At 69.9% G+C, this 13,872-nt stretch carries 12 protein-coding genes; 8 read left to right on the plus strand and 4 right to left on the minus strand.

Annotated features, from left to right (window positions below; translation table 11 throughout):
* Positions 1–474: 474 nt before the first annotated feature.
* The 3 genes from ACFQ4H_RS14030 to ACFQ4H_RS14040 form a co-directional block, all read right to left on the minus strand.
* Positions 475–813: a DUF3140 domain-containing protein gene (locus tag ACFQ4H_RS14030; RefSeq protein ID WP_377570865.1), complete on the minus strand. Its 339-nt coding sequence runs from the start codon at positions 811–813 to the stop codon at positions 475–477.
* On the minus strand, positions 800–1,018 hold the full coding sequence (locus ACFQ4H_RS14035; RefSeq protein ID WP_377570867.1) for a hypervirulence associated TUDOR domain-containing protein: 219 nt from the start codon (positions 1,016–1,018) through the stop codon (positions 800–802). Before ACFQ4H_RS14035 ends, ACFQ4H_RS14030 begins: the two co-directional genes overlap by 14 nt.
* A gap of 110 nt (positions 1,019–1,128) precedes the next feature.
* Positions 1,129–1,941: a class I SAM-dependent methyltransferase gene (locus ACFQ4H_RS14040; protein WP_377570870.1), complete on the minus strand. Its 813-nt coding sequence runs from the start codon at positions 1,939–1,941 to the stop codon at positions 1,129–1,131.
* A 249-nt stretch (positions 1,942–2,190) separates the two neighbouring features.
* Between ACFQ4H_RS14040 and rpsA the strand changes: the two genes are divergently transcribed.
* Complete coding sequence (gene rpsA / locus ACFQ4H_RS14045) at positions 2,191–3,789, plus strand: 30S ribosomal protein S1 (RefSeq protein WP_377570872.1); 1,599 nt, start codon at positions 2,191–2,193, stop codon at positions 3,787–3,789.
* Positions 3,790–4,016: 227 nt separating this feature from the next.
* Entirely contained in the window at positions 4,017–5,015 is a 999-nt protein-coding gene (gene coaE / locus ACFQ4H_RS14050; protein WP_377571007.1) for a dephospho-CoA kinase, read from the plus strand.
* A 128-nt stretch (positions 5,016–5,143) separates the two neighbouring features.
* Here coaE and ACFQ4H_RS14055 read toward each other — a convergent pair whose 3' ends face one another.
* Positions 5,144–6,805: a hypothetical protein gene (locus tag ACFQ4H_RS14055; RefSeq protein WP_377570874.1), complete on the minus strand. Its 1,662-nt coding sequence runs from the start codon at positions 6,803–6,805 to the stop codon at positions 5,144–5,146.
* 515 nt (positions 6,806–7,320) lie between these two features.
* On the opposite strand from ACFQ4H_RS14055, the gene uvrB reads away from it, so the two are divergent.
* From uvrB to ACFQ4H_RS14085, 6 genes are all read left to right on the plus strand, one after another.
* Positions 7,321–9,426, plus strand: coding sequence for an excinuclease ABC subunit UvrB (uvrB, locus tag ACFQ4H_RS14060; RefSeq protein ID WP_377570877.1), 2,106 nt, complete (start codon positions 7,321–7,323; stop codon positions 9,424–9,426).
* Between the two features lie 144 nt (positions 9,427–9,570).
* On the plus strand, positions 9,571–9,843 hold the full coding sequence (locus tag ACFQ4H_RS14065) for a hypothetical protein (protein WP_377570879.1): 273 nt from the start codon (positions 9,571–9,573) through the stop codon (positions 9,841–9,843).
* 68 nt (positions 9,844–9,911) lie between these two features.
* On the plus strand, positions 9,912–10,862 hold the full coding sequence (locus tag ACFQ4H_RS14070; protein ID WP_377570880.1) for an STM4015 family protein: 951 nt from the start codon (positions 9,912–9,914) through the stop codon (positions 10,860–10,862).
* 70 nt (positions 10,863–10,932) lie between these two features.
* Positions 10,933–11,853: an STM4015 family protein gene (locus ACFQ4H_RS14075; RefSeq protein WP_377570882.1), complete on the plus strand. Its 921-nt coding sequence runs from the start codon at positions 10,933–10,935 to the stop codon at positions 11,851–11,853.
* A 3-nt stretch (positions 11,854–11,856) separates the two neighbouring features.
* On the plus strand, positions 11,857–13,050 hold the full coding sequence (locus ACFQ4H_RS14080; RefSeq protein ID WP_377570883.1) for an STM4014 family protein: 1,194 nt from the start codon (positions 11,857–11,859) through the stop codon (positions 13,048–13,050).
* Entirely contained in the window at positions 13,047–13,871 is an 825-nt protein-coding gene (locus ACFQ4H_RS14085) for an STM4013/SEN3800 family hydrolase (protein WP_377570886.1), read from the plus strand. The genes ACFQ4H_RS14080 and ACFQ4H_RS14085 overlap by 4 nt, the downstream gene beginning before the upstream one ends.
* Position 13,872 lies beyond the last annotated feature (1 nt).

Raw genomic sequence — 13,872 nt, forward strand, 5'->3', positions numbered from 1 at the left:
GGGTGCTGGGGAATCTCGCCGGGCGCGACGTGATGGGGTGCGAAGGCGGGCGGACACGCCTCGTCCCGGCCGTAGTCCGTCAGTGAACACGGCTGGGCATGATGTGAACGGGATTGAGACAACTTAGAGACCCTTGAACAGGGGCCCCGATGAGCATGGAGGGCTGCCTCCCGTGAGCCGTCAAGGCTTCAACGAGGGCAACAGCGTCAGGTCAGACCGGGGCCCGGGACGTGAGGATGGTCCGGCGGGCACTGCCCATGGCAGCGGCCTTTACGGCAGTCATCAACTCACCCCTACTGTTGGTCCCACAGTCGACCCGATCGTCACTGCACCGCCAACCTAGCACGTGCCTCGTCCAACCAGGACACAGCCGCCCGGGCAGAGCAGCGGCGCGCAGTTCCCGGGGCGGGCCGCTTCGCGTAGCCGTACGCGAAACGGGTTGCCGACGGCCGCGATGAAGGACCGGGCACGGGCTCATTTCAGCGGGTCGTGGCCCCAGTTCATCAGTGAGTGACGCCACCTGGTGTGGCTGACGTCACCCCGGGGCCGCTGTGCCATGTGCCGGTGCACGTAGCCGACGACCTTGCGCATGTGTGCGTAGTCGCGGTCGGTCAGCTCGTCCTGTTTCCGGCGGAGCAGACCCACGATCCGTCGGCCCGATTCGTGACCGACCGACTCGCCGCCGCGGGCGGAGTGCTGCCCCGCCGCCTTGGACTCGTCGGTCTCCAGCCATTTCGCCAGCTCACCCGGACTCATGTTGACCGCGTCGCTGAAGTTGTGGCGGATGGTCTGTCGGTCGTCACCCGGTTTCACGTCGCAGCGCCTCCGGTTTGTGTACGGCGTCCCGCCCCTCGTCGGTGCGTACCCGGTACTGCGGTTCGTCCTTCGACGCCGCAACGACCCGCCGAGCGGCCCGGGTCCGCTTCGTGATCTCCTCCTGGACCGTCCCGTGCGCCGTACCGCCGTGACTGCTCCAGCTGACCCGATCCCCTTTGTGCAGCTTCTTCCGCTGGGCCATGCGCTCGTCTACCCCGGGGCGACGGGCGGAAACCGGGCGGCCTGGCCAGCGCAACCTGAGCGGCGTAACCAGCGCAACCTGAGCGGCGTGGCCAGCGGAACCCGGGCCGGTTAGGGCTTGGCGGAGACGAAGATGGCGGTGCCGGGGAAGAGGCGGCCACGCAGTGGGCTCCACTGACCCCAGATCTGCTCATGACCGTCCGGCCACTCCGGCTCCACCACGTCCCGCAGCACGAACCCGGCGCCGACGATCTCCCGTACCCGGTCCCCGAGGGTGCGGTGCTGTTCGACGTACGTGGGCACGCCGCCGGCGTCCTGTTCGACGTACGGTCGGCGGTCGAAGTAGGAGTGCACGGCGGTCAGGCCCGCCTCACCCGGGTCGTCCGGGAAGATCCACCGAATCGGGTGGGTCACCGAGAAGACCCACTGACCGCCCGGTCGCAGCACCCGGAACACCTCCCGCATCACCGCCGCCGAGTCGGCGACGAACGGGATGGCACCGAACGCCGTACACACGGTGTCGAACGCGCCGGTGGCGAACGGCAGCGCCAGGGCGTCGGCCTGGACCAGCGGGACGCGTACCCCCGAGGTCGCCGCCGCCGCGACGGCGTGCCGCAGCATGCCGGCGGACAGGTCCATCGCGACCACCCGGGCATCCTGGGTGGCCAGCCAGCGGGCGGCGGACGCCGCGCCACAACCGAGCTCCAGCACCCGCTGTCCGCTCACGTCGCCGAGCAGCCGGGCCTCGCTCTCCCGGAGCCCCTCCGGGCACCACATGAACTCGACGTCGCCCAGGAACGCGCCGTGTTCGGCCTGGTAGTCGTCGGCGTCCTGGTCCCACCAGCCCCGGGCGGCCCGCCGGCTCTCAGCATCGCCGACCGGTCGCCGGAGGACCTCGGTGGTGGTGTCGCTCTCGTCGGTCACGCGGCAACGCTAGCCGTCGGGAGCGTCGGCGTGTTCACCCGGCGCGCCGGCGGTCACGGGCGGGTCGCGACGGGTCACGGGTGGGTCACGGGGTGGAATTTCCGGTACGAAAAAAGTGTGATGGCTTCAGGTGCGGGGAGGGCTTGCATGCTGTGGTAATGCGCACGGTAAGCTGTTCGATGCGCTCGCGGATCGCGTGCCTCGGCAGGGAGCAGGTCCGCGGTCGCCGGACACACCCAAGATCTTTTTATGGCGATCGTGCGGTGTGCCCGGTGGCGGATCCGCTGGCGCAAACAGGTCACCGCGACACAAACCTGCTGTGACACCCATTCGACCGGAGCAACCGCCCACATGACGAGCAGCATCGAGGCCCCCTCGAGCGCCACCCGAGTCACCGTCGACGACCTCGGCTCTGAGGAAGCTTTCCTCGCCGCAATCGACGAGACCATCAAGTACTTCAACGACGGCGACATTGTCGAAGGCACCGTCGTCAAGGTCGATCGGGACGAGGTCCTACTCGACATCGGCTACAAGACCGAGGGCGTCATTCCCTCGCGCGAGCTGTCGATCAAGCACGATGTGGACCCCGCCGAGGTGGTTTCGGTCGGTGACCACATCGAGGCCCTTGTGCTCCAGAAGGAGGACAAGGAGGGGCGCCTGATCCTCTCGAAGAAGCGCGCACAGTACGAGCGCGCCTGGGGCACCATCGAGAAGATCAAGGACGAGGACGGCGTCGTGCGTGGCTCCGTCATCGAGGTGGTCAAGGGCGGCCTCATCCTCGACATCGGGCTGCGCGGCTTCCTGCCCGCGTCGCTGGTCGAGATGCGTCGTGTCCGGGACCTTCAGCCCTACGTGGGCCGCGAGCTCGAAGCCAAGATCATCGAGCTGGACAAGAACCGCAACAACGTGGTTCTGTCCCGCCGGGCGTGGCTGGAGCAGACGCAGTCCGAGGTCCGCACCGAGTTCCTCAACAAGCTCCAGAAGGGCCAGGTCCGCAAGGGCGTCGTGTCCTCGATCGTCAACTTCGGCGCCTTCGTCGACCTGGGCGGCGTGGACGGTCTGGTGCACGTCTCCGAGCTGTCCTGGAAGCACATCGACCACCCGTCCGAGGTTGTCGAGGTCGGCCAGGAGGTCGAGGTCGAGGTCCTGGACGTCGACCTGGACCGCGAGCGGGTCTCGCTGTCGCTGAAGGCGACCCAGGAGGACCCGTGGCGTCAGTTCGCCCGTACCCACGCGATCCAGCAGATCGTGCCGGGTAAGGTCACCAAGCTGGTCCCGTTCGGTGCGTTCGTCCGCGTGGACGACGGCATCGAGGGCCTGGTGCACATCTCCGAGCTGGCCGAGCGCCACGTGGAGATCCCGGAGCAGGTCGTCCAGGTCGGTTCGGACGTCATGGTCAAGGTCATCGACATCGACCTCGAGCGTCGGCGGATCTCGCTGTCGCTCAAGCAGGCCAACGAGGGCTTCGTCGAGGGCGAGGAGCACTTCGACCCGACCCTCTACGGCATGGCCGCGACCTACGACAACGAGGGCAACTACATTTACCCGGAGGGCTTCGACCCGGAGACCGGGGAGTGGCTCGAGGGCTTCGAGAAGCAGCGGGAGACCTGGGAGCAGCAGTACGCCGAGGCGCGCAACCGCTGGGAGGCCCACACCAAGCAGGTGCAGACCTCTCGGGCCGCCGACGCCGAGGCCGCTGCCAACCCGGCTCCGGCCGCTGGCGCCGCCGGTGGCGGGGCGACCTCGACGACCCCGGCCCCGGCCCGTCAGGCCGAGGAGCCGGCCGGCACCCTGGCCACCGACGAGGCTCTCGCCGCGCTGCGCGAGAAGCTTGCCGGCGGCAAGTAAGTCGATACACGGCTCAGGCCCGTCCCGCGATCCGGTTCGCCGGTCGCGGGGCGGGCCTCCGTCGTTCCGGCACCTTCCGCCCCTTCACGTCGAGGCGTCCCTGAGGGCGTCGGGGGCAGATTCCCAAGATCAGGGAGACTGAGCGCCGACCCGCCGACGACACGCACCACGTACTCCCGATCACCGGGATCTTGGCGGGATGGGGGGTGACCAGGTTGACTGGGCAGGTGCTGATGATCGGACTTACCGGTGGGATCGGATCAGGCAAGAGCGTCGCCGCCCGACGGCTGGCCGAACTCGGGGCGGTGATCGTCGACTCCGATCGGATCGCCCGCGAGGTGGTCGCCCCGGGGACGGACGGACTACGCGAGATCGTCGCCGTCTTCGGAGACCGGGTGCTCGACGCCGACGGGGCCCTGGACCGGCCGGCCCTCGCTGCGGTCGTCTTCGGTGACGATGCGGCCCGCGCTCGGCTGGAGGCGATCACGCACCCCCGCGTACGCGCCCGGTCGGCGCAACTCGTCGCCGAGGCACCCGCCGACGCCATCGTGGTCAACGACGTGCCGCTGCTGGTGGAGGTGGGACTCGCGGCCACGTACCACCTGGTGATCGTGGTGGAGGCGGAGTTGTCGACCCGGGCCGCCCGGCTGGTCCGGGACCGGGCGATGACACCGGAGCAGGCGGATCAGCGGATCCGTGCGCAGACCAGCGACGAGCGGCGGCGGGCAGCTGCCGATGTCGTGTTGCGCAACGACGGGGAACTCTCCGACCTGCATGTCGCGATCGACCTGTTGTGGCGGGACCGCCTGGTGCCGTACGAGCGCAACCTGCGGCAGCGACGGGCGGTACGTACCGATGGACTGCCGTCCGTGCCGGCGGACCCGACCTGGCCGGTGCAGTTCGCCCGGCTGGCGGCCCGGATCCGGCATGTGTTGGCGCCTGCCGAGCCGTTGATCGAGCACATCGGGCCGACTGCCGTACCCGACCGGCCGGCACCGGACGTCATCGACGTCCAGATAGCCGTGGACGGGCTGGTGGACCAGGGGGACCAGCAGGCCAGGGAGCGGGTGGCCGAGAGTCTGGCCAGAGCCGGGTTTCCCCGCGTGACCGACGGCGACCAGTGGCGGCACGGCAGTGCCGACCCGGCCCGGCCGGTCAACCTGTATCTACGGACGACCACCTCGGCCGCCTGGCAGCAGGCGCTGTTGAGCGGTGACCAGGGCTGATCCGAGCCGGCCGGGCCGACCGCCGAACGGGTAGGGCTGGGCCGCCGAACGGGCAGGGCTGGGCCGTGGCCGGCTCGTTCCGACCAGCGGGCGATGGACCGTAGGCTCCCGCCTCGCCCGTGTGGGCTTCAGGCGGTTGGTACGGACGCCAGGTACGGCGGGGAACCGGGCACGAGATCGAGCTGGGCGAACGCTCCGATCCGGGTACGCAGTTCCAGCCGCCGCAGGACACCGGAGCGGTCGACCCAGTAGCGCAGACGGGCCTGTCCCGGGGACGTACCGGCCTCGGCCGACCTCGGAATCTCGAAGACCGTCACCTGTCGACCGGCGAGGTCGTCCGTACGGAGCCAGACCGCCGGGCCCCTCCGATCGGAGCCGGGCCAGCCCTCGTCACCCCGACGGCTGCCGCCCCGACCGGTGTTGCCCCGACCGGTGTTGCCCACCGACAGCACCTCGTTGACCAGCAGGTCCAGGTCGAGACCGCCGTACGCGTCGGCCCGCCGCAACCAGTCCTGCTGAGTCCAGTTGCGTTCGTCGGGCGGAGGCACCGGTGGCATGGCACCGTCCCGGCGGGGGGTCCGCCCCGACGGGTTCGCGGGTGCGGTCCTTGTGGCGACGCCGTCCGTGTCAGCCCGGAGCAGGACCGTGCCGGCGGTTCGGTCGAGGTCCCGGACGGCCAGATAGGCCACTTTCTGATACCAGTTCACCCAGCCGCCAGCCCGCAGATTGGGGCCGGGAAGGTCGTCGGTCGGCACGGTGGGTACCGCGAGGCTGATTCGGGCACCGCCCCGGGCCCGGGTGGCCTCACGCATGGAGGACAGCAGGTCGGTCTCGCTTCCGTCGACCGGTCGAGGACGTACCGGGCGTCCACCGAGGGCGTCGATGGCCACCGGTTCCGGTGCCGGCCCGGTCCGGTCGAGGTGGATCTGGACCGGCACGTCGTCGGCCACCACCGCTGCCAGCCGGCGTAGGCGGGCCTGTTCGTCGATCCAGTAGCGGATCGAGCCGGTGCTGGCGACCGGTTTGTCGGCTGTCGCCGATGTCGCAGCCGTACCCGGCCGGGTGGAACCGGGCGGTGCCGACGCCGTGGCGCCGGCCGGAACCGGGCTGGCCGGGGCGGTGCCGGACACCGGGGTGCCGGCGGTCACCGATGGTCGGGTCGCGCCGGGACGCAGCACGTCCGTGTCGACCCCGTCGACGGTCTCCCGGCCCAACCAGCGGGTTCCGTCGGTCCTGAGCGGACCGACCGGGTCCGGCCGGTCGGTGGTGAGGGCGAGGAGCAGTTCGACGAGGGAGTCCACCGGTGCCGGTCGGAGGCCTCCGGCGGCCATCCGCCGTACCCGCCACCCGTCCGGTGGCGGTGACGTCGGCGGCATCTCGTTGATCGTTGCGGTGGGGCCGGCTGGCGTCGGGGCAGGTCGGCTGGCCAGCACACCCGGGGCGGCCTGGAGCAGCCCCGGCTGGATGCCCGGACCGCTGCCGTCCACCGTCAGGTAGATCAGCCCCCGTCCCCAGTCCACCCAGCCGGCCAACCGGGCGGAGACCGCGCTGTCCGGTGCCCCAAGATCGGCGCGGAGACGTACGACACCGTCACGACGGTTGGTGACGCGCATGGCGGCCAGCCGCTCGGCTTCCGGTGCGGACAGTGCCCGCGAGGTGTCCGCTCGCCCGGCCTGTGGCCAGGTGGCCAGGACCACACCGAGGCCGGCACCCGAGACGGCGGCGACGCAGCCGAGTGCCAGCAGCACGATCAGCCGCCGGCGGCTGGAGGTCGTGGGTGAGATGTTCACGCGTAGATGAACGTCGGACCAGGCCGTACGGTGACGTTCCACGCGTGCCGTGGCGGGTTGCGGCCCCGACGTCCGTGGCGGGTTGCGGCCCCGACGCCGTGACGGAACGGTTCGACGCCTGCCGGGCAGGTCGACGCCGTGCCGGAGCAGCCGGCCGGACCGGCGTACCCGGCGGTGACCGATGGCGCAGTGCGTGGAAAGGGGGGCGGGGCGCGGGATCGGAGGACGGCAGAAGGGCGCTCGCGGCGGCCGGTCTGCGCCTCCGCGCGACCGCGTCGGGTGCGCTCGCCGACCCAGGCCGGGGCTGCAACCACTGCGCCGGTGGGGCCCGCCGGTATGGAGGTCCGGCCGCCTATCCGGACGGCCGCCGCGAGCGGCCTACCCTAGAACCGTAGCGCGGTGATCTTTACCACACAATGAGCATATCGAAGCCGGTCGTGTACCCACCGTCTCCGTGACCAGGCAGTCACCGTCTCCGTGACCAGGTGTCACACCCCGAGCGTACGGTTGGTGGCATGGCGCTCGACATTCCACGGCTCGACGGCCGGTTCCAGGTCGTCAGCGATTACCAGCCCGCAGGTGACCAGCCCACAGCCATCGCTGAGCTGGAGCGACGGGTGCGCCGTGGCGACCGTCACACGGTGCTGCTCGGCGCCACCGGCACGGGCAAGAGCGCGACCACCGCCTGGCTGGTGGAGCGGCTCCAACGACCGACGCTGGTGCTGGCACCCAACAAGACCCTCTGCGCGCAGCTGGCGAAGGAGTTCAGCGAGCTGCTTCCCAACAACGCGGTGGAGTACTTCGTCTCCTACTACGACTACTACCAACCCGAGGCCTACATCCCGCAGACCGACACCTACATCGAGAAGGACTCCTCGATCAACGAGGAGGTCGAGCGGCTGCGGCATTCGGCGACCATGTCGCTGCTGACCCGTCGGGACGTGGTCGTGGTGGCGACGGTGTCGGCGATCTACGGGCTGGGCACCCCGGACGAGTACCTCGAGCGGGCGGTACGGGTCAAGGTCGGTCAGGAGATCGAGCGGGACAAGCTGCTGCGCCGTCTGGTCGACATCCAGTACACCCGCAACGACGTGGCCTTCAACCGGGGCACCTTCCGGGTCCGTGGTGACACGCTGGAGATCATCCCGGCGTACGAGGAACTGGCACTGCGGATCGAGTTCTTCGGTGACGAGGTGGAGAGGCTCTACTACCTGCACCCGCTTACCGGGGAGGTGGTCCGGGAGGTCGACCATCTGTTGATCTTCCCCGCGACCCACTACGCGGCCGGTCCGGAACGGATGGAACGGGCGATCAACGGCATCGAAGCGGAGTTGGCCGAGCGGCTGGCCGAGTTGGAGCGGCAGGGCAAGCTGCTGGAGGCGCAGCGGTTGCGGATGCGCACCACCTATGACATCGAGATGATGCGGCAGGTGGGCTTCTGTTCCGGCATCGAGAACTACTCGATGCACATCGACGGGCGGCAGCCGGGCAGCCCACCGCACTGTCTGCTCGACTACTTCCCGGACGACTTCCTCACCGTGGTCGACGAGTCGCACGTGACGATCCCGCAGATCGGCGGCATGTTCGAGGGGGATGCCTCCCGTAAGCGCATGTTGATCGACCACGGGTTCCGGCTGCCCAGCGCCGCCGACAACCGGCCACTGCGGTTCGACGAGTTCCTGGAACGGGTCGGCCAGATGGTGTTCCTGTCGGCGACGCCCGGCACCTGGGAACAGGATCAGGCCGGCGGCGAGTTCGTCGAGCAGGTCATCCGGCCGACCGGTCTGATCGACCCGGAGGTGATCGTCAAGCCCACCAAGGGGCAGATCGACGATTTGATGCACGAGATCAAGCTGCGTACCGAGCGGGACGAGCGGGTGCTGGTCACCACGTTGACCAAGAAGATGGCCGAGGATCTCTCCGACTACCTGCTGGAACACGGCATCCGCGTGCGTTACCTGCACTCAGAGGTCGACACGCTGCGCCGGGTGGAGCTGCTGCGTGAGCTGCGTAAGGGTGACTACGACGTACTGGTCGGCATCAACCTGCTACGGGAGGGCCTTGACCTGCCCGAGGTGTCGCTGGTCGCGATCCTCGACGCCGACAAGGAGGGGTTCCTGCGCAGCGGTCGGTCGCTGATCCAGACCATCGGCCGGGCCGCCCGTAACGTGTCGGGCCAGGTGCACATGTACGCCGACAAGATGACACCCTCGATGCGGGACGCGATCGACGAGACCAACCGGCGGCGGGCCAAGCAGGTCGCGCACAACGAGGCCAACGGGATCAGTCCCGAGCCGCTGCGGAAGAAGATCCACGACATCCTGGACGACATCTACCGTGAGGCGGAGGACACCGAGGGAACCCGGGTCGGTGGGGCCGTACGCCAGCTGTCCCGAGGCAAGGCACCGGTCGCGGAGACGCGCAGCCGGGGTCGGGCCGGGGCGACACCTTCCCGCGAAGGGATGGCCCGCGCCGACCTGGCCAAGCTCATTCAGGAGCTCAGCGACCAGATGCTGGCTGCGGCCCGCGAGTTGCAGTTCGAGTTGGCCGCCCGGATCCGTGACGAGGTGGCCGAGTTGAAGAAGGAGTTGCGGGGGATGGACGCGGCCGGCGTGAAATGACCGCGGGCGACCATCGCGCCCGAGAGCCGACGGGCAACCGCTGGTCGTTCGGTACCTACCGTGCGTGATCTGGTGTTCGGAAGGGCCGCTTCCTCGACGAAAAACGAGAAGAGGCCACCCTTCCTTTCGCCTGGGCAGCCGGCGGTGGAGACGAAGTTGAGTTGGCGGGCGTTGATCGGTGACGACCTGGCCGAGGTGTCCAAACTGGCCGACCGATGCCTGGCGGTCGACGGTGGGTTGCCACTGGTGACCACGCCGGCCTTCCTCGGTCGCCGGTTCGCCGCCGAGCGCGGCTTCGCGGGCTGCCATCGATACCGAGGGCACGCTGGTCGGCGCCGCTGCGGTCCGCCCACAGGAAGCCAACGACTGGGCTTCGCCACGATCGGCCGCCGGGCGAGGTTGGAGCCGGCCGGGTAGGCGCGGGGAGGTGTCGTTGCTCCCTGTTACGGTGTCGGCCACTCGTCGCCGTAACAGGGAGACCCGCCATGACCATCGGCAAACACGTCACCCAGTTCGCCGGACTGCCCTGCTTCCCGTTCGAAGAGGGGGAGCCGCTGCCCGCCGACGACCATCCACCGATTGCCTGGCGGGTCGAGTCGTGGGAGGAGGACATGGGGGATTGGGAGGAAGGTCGTCCGTCGCCGACCTTCCGGCAGGAGTTCGAGAGCTTTCTCGACACCGTCGACCCGGCCACGGTCACCGCGCTGGTCATCGGATCGTGGGGCTACGCCGCCTTCAACATCGCACCGATCGAGCAGCTCTGCGCGGCGGCGTCCCGCCTGACCAACCTGCGGGCGTTGTTCCTCGGCGACATCACCTACGAGGAGTGTGAGATCTCCTGGATCAAGCAGGGTGACCTGACCCCGTTGCTGGCGGCGTATCCGGACCTGGAGGTGTTGCGGGTGCGGGGTACGGACGGACTTGAGCTGACCCCGGTGCGGCACACCGCCCTGCGGGAGTTGGCGTTCGAGTCCGGTGGTCTGCCGGCGACGGTGGTCCGGGCGGTCGGCGAGTGCGACCTGCCGGCCCTGGAGCACCTGGAGTTGTGGCTCGGCAGTTCCTACTACCAGGGCGATGCCACCGTGGCGGACCTGGCCCCGATCCTTGCCGGCACCCGGTTGCCCGCGCTGCGCCATCTCGGGCTACGCGACGCGGAGATCACTGACGAGATAGCGGCCGAACTGGGCACCGCGCCGGTGGTTGCCCGGCTCGACACGTTGGACCTGTCCATGGGTGCCCTGGGGGACGAGGGAGTGGCGGCGTTGCTGGCCGGGCAGCCGTTGACCCACCTGCGTCGGCTCGACCTGCATCACCACTTCGTCGGTGAGGAGTCTGCTGCCCGGCTCACCGCCGCGTTGCCCAATGTGGAGGTCGACCTGTCCGACCCGCAGCAGCCCGACGGGGACGGCGATCGGTACGTGGCCGTCAGCGAGTGAGCCGTGTCGGACCGGCCTGCTACGGTCACTGCCGCCCGTACCCCTGATCACAGCACCGGGAAGTCACACGATGACCATCTACCAGCACATCACCGAGTTCGCCGGCCTGCCCGTCGTCAACTTCGAGCCGGCGATGGAGCTACCGGCCGACCCGACTGCGGTGGCCTGGCGGATCGCGACCGGGTACGACAGCGACGAGGTGTTCCCCAAACTCGTCGAACTGTTCCTGGCCGCGGTCGACCCGGCCGCTGTCCGGGCCCTGGTCGTCGGTTCGTGGGACGACCCCTTCGACACGCCCCCGCCGGTCGACCTGTTGGTCAGCCTCGCTCCTCGACTGACCAACCTTCGGGCGTTGTTCCTCGGCGAGATGACGTTCGAGGAGTGTGAGATCTCCTGGATCCAGCAGGGTGACGTCACCGCGCTGTTGACGGCGTACCCGGCCCTGGAGGTGTTGCGGGTGCGGGGGGCGGAGGAGTTGGTGCTGACCTCGGTGCGGCACACGGCGCTGCGGGAGTTGGCGTTCGAGTCCGGTGGTCTGCCCGGCACGGTGGTCCGGGCGGTCGGTGAGTGTGACCTGCCCGCGCTGAGGCACCTCGAACTGTGGCTCGGCAGCCCCAACTATCGGGGCGATGCCACGATTGACGACCTCGCCCCGATTCTGGCCGGCACCCGGCTGCCGGCGCTGCGCTACCTCGGGCTGCGGGACGCGCAGATCGCCGACGAGGTGGCCGCTGCGGTGGCCGTCGCGCCCGTGGTGGCCCGACTGGAGACGCTCGACCTGTCGCTGGGCACCCTGGGTGACGAGGGTGCGGCGGCGTTGTTGGCCGGGCAGCCGTTGACCCACCTGCGTCGGCTCGACCTGCACCACCATTTCGTCGACCGGGAGCTGGCCGACCGGCTGACCGCCGAACTGGTGGGTGTCGACGTCGACCTGTCCGACCCGCAGCAGCCCGACGAGGACGGCGATCGCTACGTGGCCGTCAGCGAGTAACCCGTGTCGGACCACCAGGTTTCCGCCGCCCGTACCCCGCCACCGCCGCTGGTGGTGGTCGGGAACCCGGACAACCGGCGGGTCACCCTGTTCCTTGCCGCCGCCGCCCAGGTGGGACTGGCGGTCGAGGTCCTACCCTGGCGTCGGCTGGCCGCCGGCCCGGTCGACCTGCCGGCCGGTGCCGTCGTACGCGTCGACTCGCCCGGCGAGGACGCCGAGGTGGACCGGCTGCTGCGCGGTGCCGACCGGCCGGCCGAACACGGCGAGATCGTCGGACTGGCGGACTGGTACGCCGGTCTGCGGGCTGCCCTGGCCCGCCTCAGCCACGCGGCGCACGCCGCCGGGGCGACCCTGCTCAACGACCCGGCCGACATCGCGGTCATGTTCGACAAGCGCAGTTGTCACGCGAGGTTGGCCGAGGCCGGGGTGCCCGTACCGCCGGCGTTGCCGGCACCCGTGCGTGACTACGGGGAGTTGCGATCCGCACTGCGGGAGGCGGGATGGTCCCAGGTCTTCGTCAAGACCGCGCACGGGTCCTCGGCCTCCGGGGTGCTGGCACTGCGTATCAACCCGGGCCAGTCGTCGTCGGCGACCGAACCCCGGGGGACCACGACCGGGGCGACCACGACGCGGGTGGCGGCGACCACCTCGGTGGAGCTGACCGGCGACGGGCGGCTGTTCAACTCGCTGCGGGTACGGACCTACCGCGACGAGCGGGACATCGCCACCATTGTGGACCGACTCGCCCCGGACGGGCTGCACGTCGAACGCTGGTTCCCCAAGGCGGGACTCGACGGGCGAGTGATCGACCTGCGGGTGCTCGTGGTCGCCGGCGAGCCCGGTCACGTGGTGGTCCGGGCCGGGCGGGGCCCATTGACAAACCTGCACCTGGGCAACGCCCGGGGCGATCTCGCCGCCGTACGCGCCCGGTTGGGTGAGTCCGGCTACGCCGCCGTACTGCGTACCTGCGTGCAGGCCGCCTCCTGCTTCCCCGGTAGCCTGCACGCCGGGGTCGACCTGCTCGTCGGCACCGACTGGAAACGTCATAAAGTGGCCGAGGTGAATGCCTTCGGTGACCTGCTGCCCAACCTGACGGACAGTGCGGGCCGGGACACCTACACCGCCGAGTTGGTCGCCCTGCGCACCGGCCGGTTCGACCGGTGGCGGACGAGTTGCCCTGCTGGGAGGGACGCGTGAAGGATCTGATCGGCAGCCACGATCTGCTCTTCGTCACCCTCGACACGTTGCGCTACGACGTGGCCGCTGAACTGGCCGCCGCCGGGCGTACACCGAACCTGGCCCGTGCCCTGCCCGGCGGGACCTGGGAGCGCCGGCACAGCCCGGCGAGCTTCACCTACGCCGCCCACCAGGCGTTCTTCGCCGGCTTCCTGCCGACCCCGCCCGGCCCGGGACCGCACCCCCGGCTGTTCGCGGCGGCCTTCCCCGGCAGCGAGAGCACCACCGAGGACACCTGGGTCTTCGAGGCACCGGATGTGGTGACCGCCCTGGCCGGTGCCGGCTACCACACCATCTGCGTGGGTGGGGTGGGCTTCTTCAACCCGAACTCACCGCTGGGGGCCGTACTGCCCGGGTTGTTCGCCGAGGCCCACTGGGAGCCGGGTTTCGGGGTGACGGCCCCGAACTGCTTCGAGGCGCAGCTCGACCGTGTCGCCACGGTGGTGCCGGCGGTCCCGGACGGCCAACCGCTGTTCCTGTTCGTCAACGTCGCCGCGATGCACCAGCCGAACCGGCACTACCTGCCCGGCGCGGAACGGGACAGCCGGGACAGCCACGCCGCCGCACTGGAGTACGTCGACCGGCACATCGGCCGGCTGTTCGCGTTGGTCACCGCCCGTTCCCGGCCCTGTCTGGTGGTGCTCTGCGCCGACCATGGCACCGCGTACGGGGAGGACGGCCACACCGGACACCGGTTCGGTCATGAGGTGGTGTGGACGGTGCCGTACGCGCAGTTCGTGCTGACGCCGGGGGAGTGGGGCAAGCCGGGGGACTGGGAGTGAG

The organism is Micromonospora sonneratiae, assembly GCF_042679305.1.
GTDB classification, from domain to species: Bacteria; Actinomycetota; Actinomycetes; order Mycobacteriales; family Micromonosporaceae; genus Micromonospora_H; species Micromonospora_H sonneratiae.